The following is a 15,413-nucleotide window of genomic DNA, read 5'->3' as shown; positions in this document are numbered from 1 at the left end:
TAATCTTATGATAAAAAGATATATTAATTGGGAAATGCGAAAAATAAACGGAATCTTGTTTTTGCTTTTAATGGTCGTTTCGGCTTGCAATTTTTGTATTGCAGCAAGTAGAAATTGTGACTATGTAGAATATGTAAATCCATTGATGGGTTCACAATCTATGCATTCTTTTTCTACCGGTAATACTTATCCAGCCATTGCTACTCCTTGGGGGATGAATTTTTGGACTCCACAAACCGGGAAGATGGGGGATGGATGGACTTATACTTATACAGATACCAAAATCCGCGGGTTCAAACAGACTCATCAGCCTTCTCCCTGGATTAATGATTACGGTCAGTTTGCGGTGATGCCTATAGTGGGACGGCCGGAATTTGATGAGGAACGTCGTGCCAGTTGGTTCGGTCATAAAGCTGAGACGGCAAAACCCTATTATTATAGTGTTTATTTGGCTGAACATGATATCATGGCCGAGATAGCTCCTTCAGATAGGGCCGCCGCTTTTCGTTTTACTTATCCGGAGAATGATTGTTCGTATGTTGTCATAGATGCCTACGATAATGGCTCATATATCAAGGTGGAGCCGGATAAAAGAAGAATTGTAGGTTATTCTACCCGTAATAGTGGTGGTGTGCCTGATAATTTCCGTAACTGGTTTGTTATAGAGTTTGAATGTGATTTTGAATTTGTGAACACTGTGGCCGAGGATATGGTTTCCGAGGTATTGGAGCAGAGCGGTAATCATGTAGGTGCCATTGTTGGATTCAGGACTTTCAGAGGCGAGCAGATTCAGATAAAAGTGGCCTCTTCATTCATCAGTCTAGAACAAGCGTTGCTAAATTTGCAAGAGGTAAAAGGAAGTTCCTTCGACCAAGTTTGCAAGGCTGCGAAGGATAAATGGAATGATGTGCTGGGACGTGTTGAAGTAAGCGGTGGTACGGATGATGAGTTAAAGACCTTTTATACTTGTCTGTATCGTTCCACTTTGTTTCCACGGAAATTCTACGAATTAAATGAGCAGGGGGAAGCTTATCATTATAGCCCTTATAATGGTAAGATACTTCCTGGATATATGTATACGGATACCGGTTTCTGGGATACTTTCCGTTGTCTTTTTCCATTGTTGAATCTGATATACCCTTCGGTCAATAAGGAAATTCAGGAAGGGCTACTCAATGTTTATAAGGAGAGCGGTTTCTATCCTGAGTGGGCGAGTCCCGGACATAGGGACTGCATGGTGGGTAATAACTCAGCTTCGGTGATTGCCGATGCTTATCTAAAAGGCGTAAAAGTTGATGATGTGGAAACTCTTTATGAAGGCTTGATAGCTACTGCCAATAAAGAACATCCGACGGTAAAATCTACCGGACGTTGGGGGTGCGGATACTATAACCGTTTGGGGTATGTACCCTACGACGTCGGTATCCGGGAAAATGCAGCTCGTACACTTGAGTATGCCTATGATGACTGGTGTATTTACCGTTTGGCAAAAGCTTTAGGGCGGCCTCAATCCGAGATTGATTTATACGCGAAGCGTTCTATGAATTACAAAAATCTTTTTGATGCGGAAACCTCCTTGATGCGGGGGCGTAATGAGGACGGTAGTTTTACAACCCCATTTTCTCCTTTCAAATGGGGCGATGCTTTCACGGAGGGGAATGCATGGCATTATACTTGGTCTGTGTTTCATGACCCTCAGGGGTTAATAGACCTTATGGGTGGTAAACATCGGTTTGTGGCCATGCTGGATTCTATATTCATGGTTCCACCGGTGTTTGATGAAAGTTATTATGGTAGTGTTATCCATGAGATACGGGAGATGCAGGTTATGAATATGGGTAACTATGCTCATGGCAACCAGCCGGTACAGCATATGATTTACTTGTATAATTATGCCGGTACTCCCTGGAAAGTGCAAATGTGGCTCCGTCGAGTGATGGACAAGTTCTATGTACCTACGCCTGACGGTTATTGTGGAGATGAAGATAACGGGCAGACTTCTGCTTGGTATGTTTTTTCAGCTCTTGGATTTTATCCGGTATGTCCGGGCTCAGGTCAATATGTATTGGGAACTCCGCTTTTCCGTAAGGCTGTGATTCATCTGGAGAATGGGGCCGACGTGACGATCAATGCTCCGGAAACTGGTATAATTAATTGCTATATTGATGAATTGAAGATTGATGGAAAGAAATATGGGAAGAATTATTTGGAGCATGACAAAATGGTTCAAGGTATGAGGATGGATTATCGTATGTCTGCTCAGCCCAATATGAAAAGAGGTACGATGGATTCGGATGTTCCCTATTCATTCTCATTAGAAAAGGAATGAGGTTTAAAGGATAATATTGTTTTCAGAGTTGCATGTATTGAAATGATTTGGCTCTTCTTTTTCTGTATAAGAAAGGAAAGAGCCAATCTTTTTATCTGCATTTTGATGAAGAACGTAATTTTTAGTTTTATTTAATATGGAGAAGAAAGTGCACATAGTGGTATGCTGGCAAATCTTTTGTTGGAGATGTGGAAGACACTTATCAAAGAATCTTTTTTGATTTGGGGTAGGAAGGATTGAACTAAATGTTAACAATAATTTCTTGCAATATTTCATAATCACCGTTTATGAATTACTTGCAGTGTATTTGTTTGTAACTTTGAATTTGTAATATTATAAATTCAAAGGAATATATAGCTCTTGTCTTTTAGGTAAGAAATATAAGATGATAACAGAGTATTTTTACATCTGTGGTATTACTTTATTTATATAATAAAATTATCCATCTTTTAAGAAGAATAATCTATTTACATTGCGCTATGTATTTTGTTATTTTGCATCTGTATTTAATGGCCATTTGTGGAAAGCTGATAGCTGTTGGATATTGCTAAATATTTGGCTGTAGCTGTTTAATTTATTTTTTTCTTTGATATTTTATAATTGTATTTGTTGCCCGTTTTATAGTCGTTATTTTAATGTAAAAATGTCAGTTGATATTTTGGTGTGGAATAAAGTTTTTAAAATAGGACGAATTATATAATAACATGTCAAAGAGTAATGTTTAATCTAAAGTTAATCATAATTTATGAAGAACGATTATTTAAAAGAGAAATCATACCCCATTTATAGGTATGCTTTTCTTTATGTCTTTTTAAATCTTTTTTTTGTGTGTTCTGTTTTTGCCCAGAACGCGGATGTTAGAGGACGTGTTTTTGATAAAATTACGGGAGAGCCCTTGGTTGGTGTCACAATTTTGCAAAAAGGAACAAGTAATGGTGTTGTGACAGACCTTGATGGTAATTATGCGTTAAAGGCTCCGATTGGTACTATGTTGGAGTTTAAATACATAGGTTATTTGACTACTACTTTGAAGGTGAAAGAAAAAGGGGTTTTTAATGTCGGATTGGTGTTGGATAATAATGTATTGGATGAAGTTGTTGTTGTAGGTTATGGTTCACAGAAGAAAGTAAACCTGACAGGTTCTGTCGCGGCCATGAAAGTTGATGAGACTATTGCAAGTAGGACAGTGACAAATGTTTCTTCTGCTTTGTCTGGTATGATTCCAGGTTTGGCGGTACAGCAGAGTACAGGTATGGCTGGAGCTAGCAATTCAAAACTGTTAGTGCGTGGTTTGGGTACTGTTAATGATGCTGATCCTCTTATTGTAGTTGATGGAATGCCCGATGTTGATATCAATAGAATTGATATGAATGATATTGAAAGTATTTCTGTTTTGAAAGATGCCTCTTCTTCTGCAATTTATGGCTCTCGTGCTGCCAATGGTGTGATTCTAGTTACCACCAAAACGGGTAAGGGAGCTGAAAAAGTCCAAATAAATTATACGGGTAATTTTGCAGTGGCTGATCCTACGAAGTTTTATGATATTTTGGAAAGCTATCCAAAATCGTTGACTTTGCATCAAAGAGCTTCAAGGGCAGGACGCTCAATTCCTAAATTTAATGATGGTACTATTGAACAATGGTTGTCAATGGGAATGATAGACCCTATACGTTTTCCCAATGAGAACCAATTAGATTGGGTAACAAGAACCGGATTGGTGCAATCTCATAATATATCGGCTCAGGGAGCGGGTGAGAAGCATAATTTCTATTTATCTATCGGTTATTTGGATGAAGAGGGATTTATGATTAAAAACGATAATAATCGTTACAATTTTCGTTTTAATATGGATTATAATATTCGCAAGAATATAAAAGTAGGTGCAAGAATGGATGGGCAATGGACTAAGATGACCTATGCTTACAACAATGGTTTTGTGGACTATAATGTGGATAATCTGCCGACTTCTGTCGCTATTACTGGTATTTATCCTTATAATCCTGAAACACGACAATATGGTGGACATATGGCGTATGGTGAGTCTGCTATGGCTGTGAATTTATATGCTGACATTAATACACGAAACAATATAAAAGAAAGACAAGAATATAATGGAAACATTTATGGCGAATGGAATGTCTTTGATGGTTTTACGGCACGGGTTGATTTTGGTTTGAATTATTATAACCAGTTTGTGAAATCCTATCAATCGGATCCAGGATTACAGTTGTGGGATTTTCAGACGGGAAAGCCGACTAAAGTTTTTATCGAGAATAGTGCAGGTATATCGAATTCAACGAATCAGGGTTATAAGACACTGCTTCAATTCCAATTACGTTATGAAAAGGAAATCATAAAAGGACATCATCTTTCAGCTATGGTTGCAATGAATGAAGAGTATTGGTATAACCGTTGGTTTTCTGCTGGAAGGAATGACCGTTTGCATGGTAGTCTTAATGAAATAGACGCAGCATTAAACACTACTCAAAGAACGGGGGGAGCCTCGGATGAAGAAGGTTTGCGCTCTTTCTTAGGACGTTTAAATTATTCTATTTTAGATCGCTATCTATTTGAGTTTACTTTCCGTGCGGACGGCTCTTCTAAATTTTTACCAGGTCATCAATATGGTTACTTTCCGTCAGGTTCTTTTGGTTGGCGTTTTTCGGAAGAAGAATTCTTTGAACCATTAAAAAAAGTGCTGTCATCTGGTAAGTTGAGAGTTTCATACGGTTCTTTGGGGAATAATTCTGGAGTGAAAAAATATGAGCAGAAAGAAACTTTCAGCAGTACACCTTATGCGCTAAATGGCAATACTTTAGTAAAAGGATTTAGTGCAAACAAAATGATTAATCGGGATTTTACATGGGAAAAGACAACTGTGGCCAATATTGGTTTGGATTTAGGATTCTTTAATAATCAACTTACTGCCGAGATTGATGTGTACGATCGATTGACAACGGGTATGATTCGTCCTTCTCAATTATCTACATTGCTCTCAGGCTATTCTGCTCCTCGTGTTAATATTGGTGACTTGAGAAACCGGGGTGTTGAACTGAATCTAAGATGGCAATCGAACATTCAAAAGTTTAATTATGGTGCTGCTTTCAATTTTTCATATAATAGAGATAAGTTGGAAAAATGGAATGAATACCGTAATCCGAGCAAAATATTTATAGATATGCCTTATTATTTTAATTACTATACGGTATCATCTGGTATTGCCCAAACTTGGGAAGATATTTATAATGCACCTTATCAGGGTACTACTACTATTGCTCCCGGTGATCTTTTATATGAAGATCTAAATGGTGACGGTCAAATAACTGGTGCGGATAAAAAGGCTAATCCGAAAATTAACGAACAAAGACCCACAGCAAATTATGGCTTGAATTTGTTTGCTGAGTGGAATGGTATAGATATTAGCATGTTGTTCCAAGGTTCTACAGGGCGTAAGGATTATTGGTATGGACATATGAATGCTGTAAATGTTGGTGAAGACCGCCATGTATTCCAAGAATACCATTGGGATGATACGTGGAGCATAGATAATAGAGGTGCTGAATTACCAAGATTGGCTTCTGTTAATACTGCACCTAATGGGACCGAATCCTCTTTTTGGTTGCAAGATTTGAGCTATTTACGTATGAAAAACTTGCAGATAGGTTATAATTTTCCTAAAAAATGGTTGGATAAATTAACTCTTAATAAAGTGCGATGCTATATGTCGGCAGAGAATCTGTTCACATTGACTGCATGGAAGGGTGTTGATCCTGAAAAAGCAAGAGTAGGAAATAATATAAATGAGGATCCTTTCCCTATAATGAAAACAATCTCGTTCGGTATTAATGTTGGATTTTAATAAACTAAGAACTATGAAACTGTATATAAAAGAAATAACATTGTCTTGTTTGATAGGTATGGTCGGTTCATCTTGTGTAAGCGATTTATTGAATCAGCCTCCCACAGCAGATTTATCTTCAGATTTGTTTTGGAAAACAACAGAAGATGCTACTTATGCATTACATGGGGTTTATAATGCTACTCGTACTCTTTTCCATAAAGAGTATAAATGGGATACTGCCACTGATATAATGTGGGGGGATATTCGTAATCCTTATAATGGCATTTGGCAACCGGCTTCTATGGTTGGTTCTAACAACGATCAATGTTGGAAAGATGCTTATCAAGTGGTAAATAGGGCTAATTATGTGCTAGAAAATGTGGACAAAATGCTTGAAACCTATATGAATGCAACCGATCAGGTTGGTTTGAAGCGTATTAAAGGGGAATTGTACTTTTTAAGGGCATTGGCTTATTTCCGTTTGATAGATCTTTGGGGAGATGTTCCTTATTATACACATACTTTGAATGGCAATGATGAAGCTTTCTCTATGGGTAGGACCCCTCGTGAGACTATTAAGGATAATATCTTAAAAGATCTTGATTATGCGAAGGAGAATATTCCTATTACAATTATAGATTCGGAACGTGGCAGGGCAACACGTGTAGCTGTGTATGCATTTAGTGGAAAAATTAAACTATTCTGGGCTTCTTGGATGAAAAATGAAAATAAAATGGATGAGGCATTGGCTTATTATAGGGCTGCTGCAGAAGACTTCAAGGAGGTTATGAAACCTGAATATGGTCGGGCTTTATTTAAAAATGGTGATCCAGGAGAACCCAACAATCCTTCTTATGGAGAGTTGTTTAATGGAAAGAATGAGTACTGCAATGAGATAATTTTTGCTACAAGCAATATGGGACCGAATTCTCCGGGACTGGGAGACTATTATACTTACGACTTTGCTACTCGTAGTACAGGTGCTGGCGGTACCAATGTTACTCCTACTATCCGTTTGGTTGATAAATACCAATTGCTTTCAACTGGAGATTATGCTCCTCCTATGGTAAAAACAGATGCAGCCGATAAAGAATCTGTTGAAAATGGTGCTTGTAATCCAGAATCGTACGAGGGACGTGATTATCGTTTATATGCAACTGTCATGTGGGATGGACAAAAAATGGTACGTGTTTCTAATGACGGAATGACTATAGGTCCTGACACTTTGATTTTTAGATATAAATTTGATGATAATGTTACTTATATATCTTCAGGAAGACGTACAGGATATATATTCCGTAAATTTGTAAGAACTTATGCATGGGGATCAAGAGACCAAGGGCCTCAAGACACTTATCTGATGCGTTTGCCCGATGTTTGGTTGATGTATTGTGAAGCTATTAATGAAATTAACAATGGGCCAACAGACGAGTGTTTTGACTTGATTAATCAGATACGTCATAGAGCAGCACTTCCCCCGCTTGAGAGGAGTAAATTTGAATCGAAAGAGGCATTCTTTAATGCAATTGATCAAGAACGTTGTGTAGAACTTGTTGCAGAAGGACAAAGATTTTTTGATATTCGTAGATGGAATATGGTTGAGAAACTTTGGCCACAGCCTAATGGATATCGTTTGGAATCTACTTGGGGAGAGTTTTTCCGTGATGAATTTAAAAATGCACAAGAACGTGATTTTCAGCGATTTTACCGTTTTAAGATTCCTCAATTAGAGATTGATAAAAATCCTAATATGACTCAAAATGATTGTTGGTTATAACAAAAAATAGAAGTACAATGAAAACTAAAATAACTTTGTTTATATTTGCTTTGGCTGGTTTCATGGCCTCTTGTAATGATTATCCGATTGATGATAATGGCTTGTTGATTTCAGATAAAACTAAATGCTATATGAGTAGTTTTAACTTGCTTGGTACAGACCATCAGAATGTTCTAGTTAAAACTCCTACTGTTTCAAATGGACTAATTGATACTGTGGCTTGTACAGTAACAGCAGTGGCTAAATTCGGGACGAATCTTCAAAAAGTAAAACCTTATTGTGGTGTAACGGATGATATAACTGTACATCCCGGTATGGGAAAGTGGGTTGATTTTACAGAACCTAAAGAATATACTTTAGTTTCAGGAAATCGTCAAATTAAGAAAAAATATACTATTACTGTTACAGTTCAACAATGAGTGATGTTATGAAGAAAATATCTATTTTAAGTTTTTTTGCAGTTATATTGATATCTGTAGTTGCTTGTTCAGACGAAGATAATGGAGCATTGCAGAATGATTTGATAAAAAGAACAATGTCTCCTTTGATTGTAGGAGAAAAAATAAATTTTGCCTATGCAGCTGGTACATCTGATAGTAAATTGTCTATGATGTGTGTTGAAGCGTCTGTACCAGGTGGTGAAGGTACTAACTTTGAGCCTTACGCATGGCATACTGAAAATGGTGTCGATAAATCTGAAGTTGTGGCTTCGGATTGTCGGACGGAAGGGCGTACTTCAAGTGCTAAAATCATAGATTCACAAGCTACGACCTTGCGTTATTATTATGTTATTCCTGAAGAAGTTCGGGGAAAAAAAGTTTCTTTTGTTTTTTCAACAGTTTCGGAAAATGGAGAGAAAGTTTCTTATAGGACACCTTCTTATAATGTATCTGCTATGGATATGAGAAAACTTATTTCCTTGTCTGGAGAAGAAGATGGCAGTCGTTATTTTTCTATTGAGGATATGAAGGCATATACAAAAAATGAAGTAATAAGTGGAAACTTGTTTTCAAAAATCGATTTTATTTATGCGTATGCTCCTAAGAAAAATGTAAATGGAAACAGTTATGACTATAAACATGCATTTTTTGCTCCTGCTGCTGAAGGGTTTTATCCGGATGATTTTGTTTTGCCGTCAGGAATAGAAAAAAAGAAAACATTGATGGATAAGAAACTTTATGTATGGGATGGACAGCTTAAAGATGATGTTAATACGGATATTTATGTGGATGATTTGGATTTAAGATCACAAACTTTTGAAAATTCTGTAGATTATGTCTTGGATATTCGTGCTGAAGGTGGTGTTTTCATGAAAACATCAGATGGTAAATATGCAGCATATATTTACATTAATAGTTTGGATACCAATAATAAGAAAGCTATTATTGGTATCAAAAGATTGCGTTTAGAGTAAAAATATGGCTACACACTTGAAATTTAATATAGTAGAGTGTGTAGCTTTTATGTTTTTTGAATATTAATTGCATTATTGTCTTTTCCTCACATCAAGAACTTGAATTTATCTTAGCATTATTTGAATTGGGACCATAAATTTGTTGGATAACTCATGACTTTGGAGGAATTCTATTAGATAATAGTTACTAGAATTTTAGATAAAGCTATGAAGTTAATAATTAGTTCTGTTCTTTTTTTGTTCTTTTTACTTTCTTCTTCATTTGCTCAAGAATCAGTACGTTTAAAAGTTATGACATATAATTTGCGTTTTGGAGAATTAGCATCTTTGAAAAAAATTGCAGATTTTGTTACAATTTGTGAACCGGATTTTGTGGCTTTACAAGAGTTGGATTGCATGACTAAGCGTGAAAAGGCACCTCATCAACATGATAAGAATTTTATAGTGGAATTAGGCTATTATACGAAGATGTTTCCTTTGTATGGAAAGACTATATCTTATGCAGGTGGGTTTTATGGTATTGGTCTGCTGACAAGATTTCCTTATATTAGTGTGCAAAAGGTAATGTTGCCCAAACAAGAAGTACAAAATGAAGCTCGTGCATTATTGATGGCTGAGGTTGAATTATCCAGTGGAGATACGATTATTGTTGCTTCTACTCATTTGGATTATACTTCTTCTGCTTCACGTGATAGACAGCTAGAGGTTATTACAGAAATTCTGAAAGAAAAGAACTTTCCGGTCATATTGGGAGGAGACTTTAATGCAACTCCTAATTCGAAGGAGATAATAACTTATTTTGAGGACTGGGAACCGTTATCTGATGATGCAATGTTGACTTCTCCAACTCAAAAACCTAAAAATAAGATAGACTATTTATGGGGATATCCCAAAAGAAGTTGGAAATTGGTGTCTTCAAAAGTGGATAGTGTTTCATTGTCTGATCATCTGCCAATTTATTCAGAGGTAGAACTAATGCATTGATATGTTAGATGTTTTTTGTGGATACTTCCCTTTTTAGTGATTTGTTTTAAATTTATTAATTATTAAATTGATGATATTGCTATGAGAATATTGAGTAGTATTGTTTTCTGTATTTTAAGTATATTATTGGCTCATGCTGGAAATACTAAGCAAGTTTTTCATTCTCCCGATAACTCCGTTGGCTTTTCGGTTTATGAGGTGAATGGACAATTGAAGTACGAAGTTTCCTATAAAGGGAAACCGGTTATTTTAGAATCGTGTCTTGGTATAGATAGATGGAAGGATAATATGGAGATAGAGCGCATTGATTCTGTTTCTGTAAATCAAGACTGGTATCCGGTTTATGGAGAACGTTCGGTAGTAAATGATTGTTATAAGGGGTACACATATACATTGAAGGGAAAGGGACGTGGTGACAAACTCGCTTTGATTGTCAGAATTTACAATTCGGGTGTCGGTTTCAGATACAAATATTTGCACGGATCTTATTTACGCATTACGGAAGAATTTACAACTTTTACCGTGCCGGAAAATACTTACTGCTGGTTTGCTCCTTTTGCTCAAGCAGAACATAAACGTATGTTGGTTAAGGACTGGCCGGGTGAGGCTGAGCGACCATTGACTCTTCAATTAGAAAATGGGCTTTATGCAAGCTTGGCTGAGGCAGAAATGGTCGATTATAGCAGAACCAAATTTGTAGTACGTAAAGGGGAGAGTAACGTGATTCGTTGCAAGATGTATGACGCAGTTGAAGATATAGCTCCATTTGAAACCCCCTGGAGAGTTGTTATGATTGCTGAAAGTCCCAAAGACTTAATCAATAACAATGACTTGATTTTGAATTTGAATAAGCCTTGCCAAATAGAAGATACAAGCTGGATTAAGCCGGGACGTATAATCCGTACCGTTTCCCTTACTACGGATGGGGCTAAGAAAGTTGTGGATTTTGCTGTTAAAAGAGGATTGAACTATATTCATTTTGATTCGGGTTGGTATGGTTCGGAAATCTCAAAAGAGTCAGATCCTAGAAAATCGGATGTTGATCCGCAGCGTTGTCCGGTCAATGATTTGGATATGCCTGAAGTGGTGAGATATGCAAAGAGCAAAGGTGTAGGGGTCTGGGTATATGTCAATCAGCGTGCTTTGTCTGCCTATTTGGACGAAATATTACCGTTGTATGAATCTTGGGGGATAGCAGGTATCAAATTCGGATTCGTGCATGTCGGTTCATTCAGATGGACAACATGGTTACATGATGCGGTAAAGAAGTGTGCAAAACATCATTTGATGGTGGATATTCATGATGAATATAGACCTACAGGATTTAGCCGTACTTATCCTAATCTTCTGACTCAGGAAGGTGTCAGAGGTAATGAGGAGTTCCCTGATGGTGTAAACAATACAACTTTGCCCTTTACCCGGTTCCTTTGTGGAGCAGCAGATGCTACGGTTTGTTATTATCACCGTAAAGAGTTGAAGCCGGGCTTGGAAAAGAGCTTGAATGCACGTTCATTGCTGAATACGGCTTGTCATCAAATGGCATTATCTGTGATAAACTATAGTCCTTTGCAGTTCTTATATTGGTATGATACTCCGGAAGATGTGAAAGATGAACCAGAGTTGTTCTTCTTTGATAATCTACCTACTACTTGGGATGACTCTAAAACGCTTGATGGCGCTATTGGCGAGTATATAACGATGGCTCGTAGAAAAGACAATGTTTGGTATGTAGGTTGTCTTACTAACAATGACGCAAGAAAACTGAATGTTTCTCTTGACTTTTTGGAAGAAGGCAAGAAATATGAATTGACAATGTTTACTGATGGAGGAGAGAAAGTGAAAACACGAACGCATGTAGCCATAGACACAAAAAAGGTGACGGCAAAAACCAACTTGAAGTTGTCTCTTTTGTCTCGTGGCGGTGTGGCCATGATTATCAAAGAACTTAAAGATTAGTTTCGTTATGAAAAGATATGTTTTAGGAAGTCTGTTCGTTCTGTTATGTTCATGTTCTTCTCATTCTAAGTTTGAGGTGGAACCGTTGTTGGACTATTGCGGAGGGCAGATAGAGAAAAGCCTGAATAGCTTGGATGATACCACCCAGATGCCACGTAATATATTGTCTGACAAGGATGAACGTAAATGGAACTGTACCTCCATTTATGATTGGACAAGTGGCTTTTGGCCCGGAATACTTTGGTATGCATATGAGTATTCGCATGATGCAGAGATTAAGAAGCAGGCAGAACGTTATTCTTCTGCTTTATATCCGGTGCTTGACCACAAACCGGGCAACCATGATTTGGGATTTATGATGTATTGCAGTTTGGGCAATGCTTATAGATTGACGGGTGAACAAAAATATAAGAAGATGTTGCTACGGGCAGCCGATTCGTTGGCAACTTTGTTTGATGAACGGGTAGGTACGATTCATTCATGGCCGGGAATGAGACAGCAAAAAGGATGGCCACACAACACAATCATTGATAATATGCTGAATCTGGAACTGCTGTTTTGGGCTGCTAAGAATGGAGGCAATAAAAGGTTGTATGATATTGCATTCAGCCATGCGGAGGTGACTGCTAACAATCAGTTCAGGGATGATTACAGTACATGCCACGTGGTGGTATATGATACGCTCAGCGGAAAAAGAATCAGCCAATTGACTCATCAGGGATATGCGGATGAATCTTTATGGGCACGTGGGCAGGCATGGGCAATCTATGGTTTTACCATGTGCTATAGGGAAACGGGAAATGTTGTTTTTCTTGATGTAGCTCAAAAGGCTACGGATACTTACCTGCAAAGACTCCCGGCGGATTACATCCCTTATTGGGATTTTGATGCACCCGGTATTCCAGAAGAACCGAGAGATGCTTCGGCTGCTGCAGTGGTGGCTTCGGGATTGCTTGAATTGAGCTTATACATCAAGGATAAAAAGAAGGCTGAGCACTACTTTGATGCTGCCATAAAGATGCTGGAAGCTTTATCATCTCCAGCCTATTTGAGTGGAGAGGTAAACAATGCTTTTTTGCTGCATTCCACCGGGCATAAGCCTCATGGGTCAGAGATAGATGCTTCGATAATCTATGCCGATTATTATTATATAGAGGCATTAATTAGACTGAATAGGATTAACAATAATTGCAAGGTCGTTGGATGATGAAGAACAGATTTCTTTTACTGATAAGTTTGTTTCTTGTGCAGTCGGTTTTTGCCCAACAAGATGCTGGTTTTTATTTTTATTCTCAAGAGGACATGAATAATATCAAGTCTTCTTCGAAAACAGAATGGGGACGAAAAATCTTAAAAAGGCTTGATAAGACGATTGCGGAAAGAGAAAAACATTCTCTGGAAATACCGACTTTGGAGGGGGGACATGGACATCACTATTTTTGCCCGATTCATAATACTCAGTTTGTGTTTGATTGGGACAGCCCTAAAGAACACTATTGTACCGTGTGTAAAAAGAAATGGAGTGGAGTGGATAAATATGACTGGGCTTGGGTAAATTTTGTTCATGCTGCTAATTTGGACTACTTGAAGGCTAATATGTATCTATATTTAGCAACAGATAAAAAGCAATATGCCCGTAATATAGCATCAATGTTGTTGGACTTATCCCGGAAATATCCTGCTTATAAAATTCATGATAGGGAGAGGAAATATAATCCGGGCACAAGTGGTAAGCTGTTTTCTCAGAGCTTGGACGAGGCTGTTTGGGCCATAGATGCAGCTCGTGCTTATCTGGTGGCTTCTAAAGCAATGACTTCGGAGGAACAACGGCAGATAAAGAATGGCTTTCTGCGTCCTTGTGCGGAGTTACTGATGGGAAGTCGTGATAAAGGCAATTGGCAGGTATGGCACAACGGAGGAATCATGGCATTGGGAGTTGCTTTAAAAAGTGATTCCATAATTGACGTCGCTCTGAAGAAACCGGTGCTGGGGTATTATGATATGCAGAAGTATCATGTATATGATGATGGTTGGTGGAATGAAGGTTCCGTGGTTTATCACTTTTATCCGTTGCGGGCTATTCTGCTGTCTGCCGAGGCGGTAAGGTGCCGCAATATTGATTTGTACGACCCGAAGGTTGTTAATATGTTCTTGTCGCCCGTGCAGTTGCTTTATTCGGATTTGATGTTTCCTTCGCAGAATGACGGTTGGTATGGGACTACTTTGTTTGAGCAAACGGGTCTATACGAGATTGTGGCTTTGCGCACCGGTAATCGACAGATGACGGACATTCTGGCTGCATGTTATAAGAAAATTGAAAGGAAATCGCCGGAGGCATTGATAAACGGGATGGATTTGAAATCGCATGATGGGCGCGTTTCCTTGGATAGTCATCTGTTTCCGGATTTGGGAGTTGGCGTATTGCGCTTCCAAGATAAAACGGTGGTATTGAAAAACGGACCGAGTGGTGGATTGCACGGGCATCCAGACAAGCTGTCAATAAGCATTCATGACGGTCGTAAAGAGATTCTGCCAGATTTGGGTACTACGGCATACGGAGTCCCCGATTGCTATGCTTGGTATCAGAAGACAATTTCACATAATACGGTGACAGTTGATAGGAAGAATCAGAATGCTGTTGGGGAAAAGATTTCCTTGTTTGAACCTACTTTCAATGGTGGAAAAATAGAAGCCTCCTCAGAGAATGCTTATCCGGGAGTGAAAATGTGCAGGAGCTTGTCATTGGATGGACTAAATTTGACAGACCGTTTTACTTGTGAGTCGGAGGAGGAACATGTGTATGACTATACTTTGATATTGCGTGATTCTGTGGCTTTGCCTGCTGCAAGGTGTGATACGCTACCCGAATATGAGCGTATTTCTAATGTAAGTAAAGGCTGTGGAGATGGGAGCTGTTTTTTTGAGTTACGTGATGGAACAAAGCTGATTTTGAATCTCTCTGTGCCTTATGAACTATATACGGGGGTAGCACCGGGCATTCCTCCTAAGGGATTGACACCGGGTGAGGATGTATATCCTTTAATTGTGCGGGTTAAGGGAAAGAAGTTGGATATTGAGGTTATTTGGAAATTGGTTGAATGATTTTAATGAT

The 15,413-nt window shown here is 38.2% G+C and carries 9 protein-coding genes; all 9 read left to right on the top strand.

Annotated features, from left to right (window positions below):
• Positions 1-34: 34 nt before the first annotated feature.
• The 9 genes from H1A11_RS13155 to H1A11_RS13115 all read left to right on the top strand — a co-directional run bounded on the left by H1A11_RS13155 (position 35) and on the right by H1A11_RS13115 (position 15,403).
• Positions 35-2,329 carry a GH92 family glycosyl hydrolase gene (locus H1A11_RS13155; protein WP_181757323.1) on the top strand — a complete coding sequence of 765 codons (2,295 nt, stop codon included), beginning with the start codon at positions 35-37 and terminating at the stop codon, positions 2,327-2,329.
• 745 nt (positions 2,330-3,074) lie between these two features.
• The gene (locus H1A11_RS13150) at positions 3,075-6,188 is read left to right on the top strand and encodes a TonB-dependent receptor (protein ID WP_181757322.1); all 3,114 of its coding nucleotides are present in this window, start codon (positions 3,075-3,077) and stop codon (positions 6,186-6,188) included.
• A gap of 13 nt (positions 6,189-6,201) precedes the next feature.
• Entirely contained in the window at positions 6,202-7,947 is a 1,746-nt protein-coding gene (locus H1A11_RS13145; RefSeq protein WP_181757321.1) for a RagB/SusD family nutrient uptake outer membrane protein, read from the top strand.
• A gap of 17 nt (positions 7,948-7,964) precedes the next feature.
• Positions 7,965-8,366 carry a hypothetical protein gene (locus tag H1A11_RS13140; protein ID WP_181757320.1) on the top strand — a complete coding sequence of 134 codons (402 nt, stop codon included), beginning with the start codon at positions 7,965-7,967 and terminating at the stop codon, positions 8,364-8,366.
• 8 nt (positions 8,367-8,374) lie between these two features.
• Complete coding sequence (locus tag H1A11_RS13135) at positions 8,375-9,361, top strand: DUF4466 family protein (protein WP_181757319.1); 987 nt, start codon at positions 8,375-8,377, stop codon at positions 9,359-9,361.
• 207 nt (positions 9,362-9,568) lie between these two features.
• A complete protein-coding gene (locus H1A11_RS13130; RefSeq protein WP_181757318.1) occupies positions 9,569-10,345 on the top strand; it encodes an endonuclease/exonuclease/phosphatase family protein in 777 nt (258 codons plus the stop codon).
• Between the two features lie 81 nt (positions 10,346-10,426).
• Entirely contained in the window at positions 10,427-12,301 is a 1,875-nt protein-coding gene (locus H1A11_RS13125) for a glycoside hydrolase family 97 protein (RefSeq protein WP_181757317.1), read from the top strand.
• A 7-nt stretch (positions 12,302-12,308) separates the two neighbouring features.
• Positions 12,309-13,508: a glycoside hydrolase family 88 protein gene (locus H1A11_RS13120; protein ID WP_181757316.1), complete on the top strand. Its 1,200-nt coding sequence runs from the start codon at positions 12,309-12,311 to the stop codon at positions 13,506-13,508.
• A 95-nt stretch (positions 13,509-13,603) separates the two neighbouring features.
• On the top strand, positions 13,604-15,403 hold the full coding sequence (locus tag H1A11_RS13115; RefSeq protein ID WP_255461444.1) for an alginate lyase family protein: 1,800 nt from the start codon (positions 13,604-13,606) through the stop codon (positions 15,401-15,403).
• Positions 15,404-15,413 lie beyond the last annotated feature (10 nt).

The organism is Bacteroides sp. CACC 737 (genome assembly GCF_013874375.1).
In the GTDB taxonomy this organism is placed as follows: domain Bacteria; phylum Bacteroidota; class Bacteroidia; order Bacteroidales; family Bacteroidaceae; genus Bacteroides; species Bacteroides uniformis.
The sequence above is the reverse complement of the archived record's forward strand: the minus strand, read 5'-3'. Positions and strand labels throughout refer to the sequence as shown.